6 protein-coding genes and 1 pseudogene are annotated in these 6,089 nt (G+C 34.1%); 1 reads left to right on the forward strand and 6 read right to left on the reverse strand.

Features of this window, described 5'->3' with window-relative positions:
* Nucleotides 1-12 precede the first annotated feature (12 nt).
* The 4 genes and pseudogenes from EWM59_RS23425 to EWM59_RS23440 form a co-directional block, all read right to left on the reverse strand.
* Nucleotides 13-432 carry a hypothetical protein gene (locus tag EWM59_RS23425; protein ID WP_130023682.1) on the reverse strand — a complete coding sequence of 140 codons (420 nt, stop codon included), beginning with the start codon at nucleotides 430-432 and terminating at the stop codon, nucleotides 13-15.
* A gap of 389 nt (nucleotides 433-821) precedes the next feature.
* A complete protein-coding gene (locus EWM59_RS23430; RefSeq protein ID WP_130023683.1) occupies nucleotides 822-1,637 on the reverse strand; it encodes a hypothetical protein in 816 nt (271 codons plus the stop codon).
* A 916-nt stretch (nucleotides 1,638-2,553) separates the two neighbouring features.
* Nucleotides 2,554-2,868, reverse strand: coding sequence for a nuclear transport factor 2 family protein (locus EWM59_RS23435; RefSeq protein ID WP_130023684.1), 315 nt, complete (start codon nucleotides 2,866-2,868; stop codon nucleotides 2,554-2,556).
* Between the two features lie 14 nt (nucleotides 2,869-2,882).
* Nucleotides 2,883-3,677, reverse strand: a pseudogene (locus tag EWM59_RS23440) (SDR family oxidoreductase).
* 124 nt (nucleotides 3,678-3,801) lie between these two features.
* Here EWM59_RS23440 and EWM59_RS23445 point away from each other — a divergent pair.
* Nucleotides 3,802-4,188 (forward strand): winged helix-turn-helix transcriptional regulator, encoded by a 387-nt coding sequence (locus tag EWM59_RS23445; protein WP_130023685.1) that lies wholly within the window; start codon nucleotides 3,802-3,804, stop codon nucleotides 4,186-4,188.
* A 181-nt stretch (nucleotides 4,189-4,369) separates the two neighbouring features.
* Here the strand turns inward: EWM59_RS23445 and EWM59_RS23450 are convergent, their stop codons facing one another.
* Together EWM59_RS23450 and EWM59_RS23455 are read right to left on the reverse strand one after the other, a co-directional pair.
* A complete protein-coding gene (locus tag EWM59_RS23450) occupies nucleotides 4,370-4,882 on the reverse strand; it encodes a hypothetical protein (RefSeq protein WP_130023686.1) in 513 nt (170 codons plus the stop codon).
* A gap of 13 nt (nucleotides 4,883-4,895) precedes the next feature.
* A complete protein-coding gene (locus tag EWM59_RS23455) occupies nucleotides 4,896-6,008 on the reverse strand; it encodes an IS4 family transposase (RefSeq protein WP_130019099.1) in 1,113 nt (370 codons plus the stop codon).
* Nucleotides 6,009-6,089 lie beyond the last annotated feature (81 nt).

Consider the following 6,089-nt stretch of genomic DNA (forward strand, 5'->3'; position numbering starts at 1 on the left):
ATACTTTATTGTTTATACTCCTCCAATTACGTTGTTTTTATGTCTTTCCACTACAATAGTCATTTCTTTTATCATCTGTTCTCCAATTTTTTGCTGTTCAAACAAACTCAAATTTCTTACATTGTTAAATTGCCTTTCGTGAACGACTTCCTTTTGAAAAAACTTATATTTCCAAGTTATTGTCAAGTGTCCAGTACTGTATTGGAATTTAATAATTTGATTCTTGCCGTCCTCATAAAGGTTAAACTCTCTTTTATCGAGTGTTGTTACTGAACCATTGCCATTAAATGCTGCATCATTTATCATGTGGACTATGACATTAAACTTGTCATTTAATGTCCTTCCTTGCAAGTCGTCATTGTCCTTACTTAAGGCTGAAAAGAAACGGAATAGTATTATTCCAATGATTGCGATTACGATTGCCCAAACCATTTGTCTCTTTATTTAATTGTTGTTTACATTGTTGGTAGCTATGCTTGCCCATAATATTCAGCCCAAAATATTCAAGCATTATTTATCTTTTAAATTCAATTTTTCAAACGGAATTCCTCGTTCGGCTGAATATTCATTCAGTCGATATATCAGCCGAAAAGAGATGCACCTAAAAAGAACAAAAATACATTTTGATAAAAATAGTTCTTAATGTTTTTGAGCCATTAATATACGCTTTGATTAAATTTTTTGCAGGATTTAATCTAATAACTGTAAAACATGTACTCATTTATTGCCTGTTTAAATAGTAAAATATTTATAATGTAAAATCTCTGCAATAATTACGTTTGAGTAGGAAACATCGATTTAATAGAGAATTATATTTAATATCATTCCACTTTTTGGCACGTCGAACTTCCCCCAACTTGTTTTAGAACAAAATGTTTATTGTCCATTTCGACAATAGGAAGTATCATTTCATTAGCAATCAACCTGTCCAAATTCAGTTTTAGAAAATAGTCTTCAGAGTTGCGATTTTTTACTATTTCCCAATTTCCAGAATATGCCTTTTTTCCCTCTTGTATAGTAAAGGTTCCGTTTGTTTGATAAAAAGAGGTAGAAATCCTTTTTTTGAATGTGCAATCAAATTTTCCAAAGAACCAACTTGTTACTTCTCTTACTTTACTATCATCTACTGTGTTTGTTGTTTCTTTTCTATTATTTGTAGCTTCACTATTGCTATTATTTAGCTGACTTGAATTAAATAAAGTTTGGGTAGCTGGTATGACACTCTTCTTTCTTAGTAAAAAATCTTGCACTCTCCATCCCTTCTCTGTTTGTAGAAAAGTAAAATCACCCTTTAACTCTATATTTGTTCCTGCATTATAGCGTGTATAGAAAGGAGCATCTCTGCTAAAAATTTCAGTAATTACTTTAAAATTGTCCCACTGCCCAAGACCAGCCTCTTTGAAGCAATCCCTAGTAATAGTAACAATACTTTCAAATTCAAGAACATATAATTTCATCCCTTCAGACTCTTTAGAATATCCATCAGATTTTGCAAAAGAAGACACTTTAATCACACCTTTAGATTGATTGGAAACCAAATTTTCTAAATAAGTTTTGGCTTTGATTTCTCGTTCGTCTGTCTGAGAGTAGATAAGTTGAGAAGAAAAAAAGCTAAGAATAAATATAATCTTTTTCATTTAGGTTAGTATTAAAATAACTTCAAAGCAGTAAAAAGTATTCCAATTAATAAATAAAATCAGATTATTCCTAATAATTTTTATGGTTCTTTGACAATTTTTGTGGAATAGGATAAAATTTGCAAACTTGATGATGAAAAAAAATCAAGTTTACCAATGAATTAACTAACCTACCATTGGTTACTATACTTGATTTAAAGATTGACCATAGATTAATTACCATTGAATGCGAAGTTAAAAAACTGACAGAGCCTCGTTCGGCTGAATGTCCATTCAGTCGGTGTGTCAGCCGTTCTCTGAACGGCGTCTGCCAACTACGGATTGTTAATTTATTCAGTAAAATATGAAGACCGTTCTCTGAACGGCTGATGCCAACTGTAGATTATTAATTTATTCAGTAAAGTATAAGGTCATTTCTTACTAAAAGCATTTGTACATGCCATTTAGAGAACGGCTGCCATAGTGACTTTGCATCCCAAATTGATTGAACAATCAGCCGAACAGAGTTTAAATAAGTTTTCAATGTTGAAAGTGAAAAACTACCCATAGAAAGGTGGATACCTTAGAATTTGTTAGTAATAAGTGTAATTTTTAACACCAATTTTGGCTATTGATGCTCAAAAAAGAAATTTTATGGATAAAATTCCACAGAATTAACCCTTTTTTTTGAACTGGTCTAAAGTTTGAAGTATTACAACTGATAACCGCCATGGGTACATGGATTGGTTATTTATTGTAATACAATCTCGAAAACCGTGTGAGTCTTTTGCACGGTTTTTCTTGTAATTCAACTCCTTAACTCAATCTGGTTAACTTTTACAAGGTCATACTCGGTTCAGTTGAATAAATAATCAGCCGAACAGGGCTGAAGTTTGCACTTCAGCCCCAATATCTTAATAGCGGCTGATATATTGGTTTACACGATTTTCAGTGATTGAATTAATCCATCTTTAAATTCATAGTGATAAGTCATTACAATCGGACTTCCGGGAAACGTTCCTGAAACTTCAGTTTTCAATGTACGTTCGGTTTCTGAATATGCTATGGGTTTCATAACCGCCTGATATGCTTTATTGGCCTTGTCTATCCAGTTTTTTATTGCTGTTTTCCCGTTGTGCGTGTGTCCTTCGTCGAATACTACGGCTGTTTCGGTAAAACAATTGGCATAAGCTGTGCTGTCGAAATTGTTTTGTGCGTGTATTAATTCGGTAACTACTTCTGGTAAGTTCATTGTTTCTAAGATTATTAAATAGTCGGAATTGTTCCGCCGTCTATAACAAATTCTGTTCCTGTTAAATAACTGGCTCTTGGCGATACTAAAAAGCCTACCAGTTCGGCAACTTCTTCGGGTTCTGCAGGTCTGCCAAAAGGTATTCCACCCAAGGCATTCATAACACTTTATTGAGCCGCCTCCATAGAAATATTTGAATTCTCGGCAATCCTTGCCAAAAAATGTTTGACATTTTCCGTCCTGATCCATCCCGGAGAGACAGTTAGCACCCGAACACCTTTTGGCGTAACTTCATTTGATAAACTTTTACTATAATTGATTAATCCTGCTTTGGCAGCTGCATAGGGCAAAGTAGCATCAAACAGGGGCAGTTTACCCTGAATAGAAGCAATGTGAATGATTACGCCAGTTCTACACTCAATCATTTGTGGTAAAAAACCTCTGTCCAATCGAACAGGCGCAAGCAAATTAGCTTGTAGAGTCGATTCCCAATCTTCATCAGTTAATGCGGTAAAACCATCGGCGGGTGTTTCTGAAGAACCAAGGTTATTGACAAGAATATCTAACCTCTCATAAGTCGATAGCACTTCGCTGATTACTTTTTGTGTTCCTGCCGCCTTACTTAAATCGGCGGCAATGAAATGCCATTGGCTGTTTTCTTTTTCCGGTGCATTTCTTGCAGTAATGATAACAGTGGCGCCTGCTTTTACCAGCCGTTCGGCAATAGCTTTTCCTGCACCTTTTGTGCCGCCTGTTACCAAAGCAATTTTACCCGATAATTCATTGTTGAAATTAAAATCCTGTTCCATTGATTATTTTTTTTATGCAAATTTCAGCTATACATTCAGATGAAACAATTACGGAAATACGATTCAGATAGGGATAAATTTTTCCCCTATTGCATGTTTTGGAACATAAGTTTAATTTTGTTGTATGTATGAAAGAAAGATTTTACCGAACCTGAATTGCGGTCTTGATTTGATTGGCGAAGTACTCTATGGCAAATGGAAAATCCGTTTGTTATGGTTTATCAACGAAGGACACAAACGCCCGAGCGAGCTGCAACGCAAAATACCCGATGCTACCAGGCGGGTTTTAAATATTCAGTTGAAAGAATTGGAAGAGCATGAATTAGTTACCAGAAAAATCTATCCCGTCGTTCCTCCGAAAGTAGAATATAGTCTTACCGAATTTGGCAAAACGTTAATTCCTGTGATTGCAGCTTTAGGTCAATGGGCTGATGCGAATGAAGCGCATTTACGGACGGTCATTTTAGAGCGTTTGAAACAAGAACATCGGCAGGATATTATGCGTGTGTAATCATTTTCCACTGTGTTTGCCGTTCTTTGAACGGCGTCTGGCAACTGTAGATTGTTCATTTATTCCGTAAAATCTAAAGCCATTTCTCAATAAAAGCATTTGTAAATGCCGTTCAGAGAACGGCTGGGCGCCCCCGGCTGACACAGCGACTGATTAGACAATCAGCCGAACGGGGATTAGTTTATAGTATATCCTTTTTTCGAGGTTTTTTATAATAATAAATTTTTAAAGGGATATAACACATTTTAATCTCATTAATTTCGCTCAGAGATATTTCATTTGAGTTTGAAGGAATTATTTTATTGTCTTTGTCTAATTCTAAGAAATCTGCTTTAATTTTTGATATTCGTAAGAATACCGTTTCTCCTGTTTTTAATAATAGTTGCTTTTTGATGCTTTTCTTGAATATTTTATTATTCAAAAGACTCATCGACCTTGCATTAAAACCCTCATTCTGACATTCTTTGAACAAGCTATATCCAATCAATTCAATATCTGGAGAATAACTACCAAGTCTATAAAAACTACGTAAAAAACTCATTGGACTATCATTATTGTATTCACTCACTTTGACAAAACTTGTTAAACCGTTCATTAAAATTGGGTTGATAGATACCCCTCTAATGTCTATTTCAACAAAAAATAATTCTTTATTTTCTGTTTGACAATTTTGACTTTTTACAGCTATACTCATAGTAAAGCATACTCTACCCGAAGATTTTTGTTAATTCCTTGTGATAGATGAATTGTAAATGAATCCACCTCAAAAAATCATATACAAGCATCTGACAAGTAGCTATAAAATTTTGTTTTTGTCTTTTTAGATTTACTCTGATATAATCTAAACCCTTTCTAAAGAAGCTATTAGCTTTATATCCATGTTTTTTGACTTTAATCATCTTTACTTTTTGATGGAGATATTGACCTGTTTTCAGTGCTATAGCTACAGCAATACTAACAAAAACCAACAATTTACTAAGTTTTTCGTTTCCTTTAATATGAGTAGTTTCTAAATCAAAGCCCCTTTGTTTGAAAGTTTGAAACAGAACTTCGATACACCACCTATGTCGGTAAAGATTTCCTAACTGCTTGGCTGGCAGATTACCTATCAGAAACAAAAAGTCTTTATTATCTAATTTCTTTAGCATAGTATTGCACCAGATTCCATCGACCAAACATGTTTCAAAGTAACGCTCCTGTTGATGGGACAATAAGTCGTTTATTGAACAAACAGCCCCATTCTTAAGTGTTATCAAATGGTTTTTAGGTAATCTCATACAGAAGTTTATCTGCCTGTCTTTTAGATACTTTAGCCATTGAATACCAATAAATTCCCTATCTCCAACTATCAAACCGATTCTATCCAAACCTATCACATCTACAATTGATTGTAATAAGTCACACCTGTCTTTACAATTACTATTACCTGAATTATTATCTAATAACTCCCAATACAATGGAATCCCTATTGAACCATTTTTGGCAACTATCATCAAAATATTGCATTGATAAATGCCGAAGTCCCATTCGGTTCTATCTATTGATAATTGAAGTTTACCTTTAGGTAAAAACATTAATAGTAAGAGACATACTTGCCTGTAATCGAAATCATAATCCTTAAAAAATGCCTGTATTCTACGTTCAACTGATTCTAATGTAGCTTCACTCTCAATGTGCAAGGCTATTTCTTTAAATTGCACCTTCCGGCTTTCGAGCATCCCTATCAGAAAATCACCAATGAATTTTTTCCTTGATAGATTCTTAGCAAGAGGTATTTTATCAAAAATCTTTATAATTTCGTCCCTAATGAGTTTTCTCATTCTAAAAGGTTGGTTTTGTTTGCTTGGTCGCTACAAAATTCAGCCTTTTTGTTTATAAATTAAAAATCTTCGGGTAGAGTA

The organism is Emticicia agri (assembly GCF_004168285.1).
Lineage (GTDB): Bacteria > Bacteroidota > Bacteroidia > Cytophagales > Spirosomataceae > Emticicia > Emticicia agri.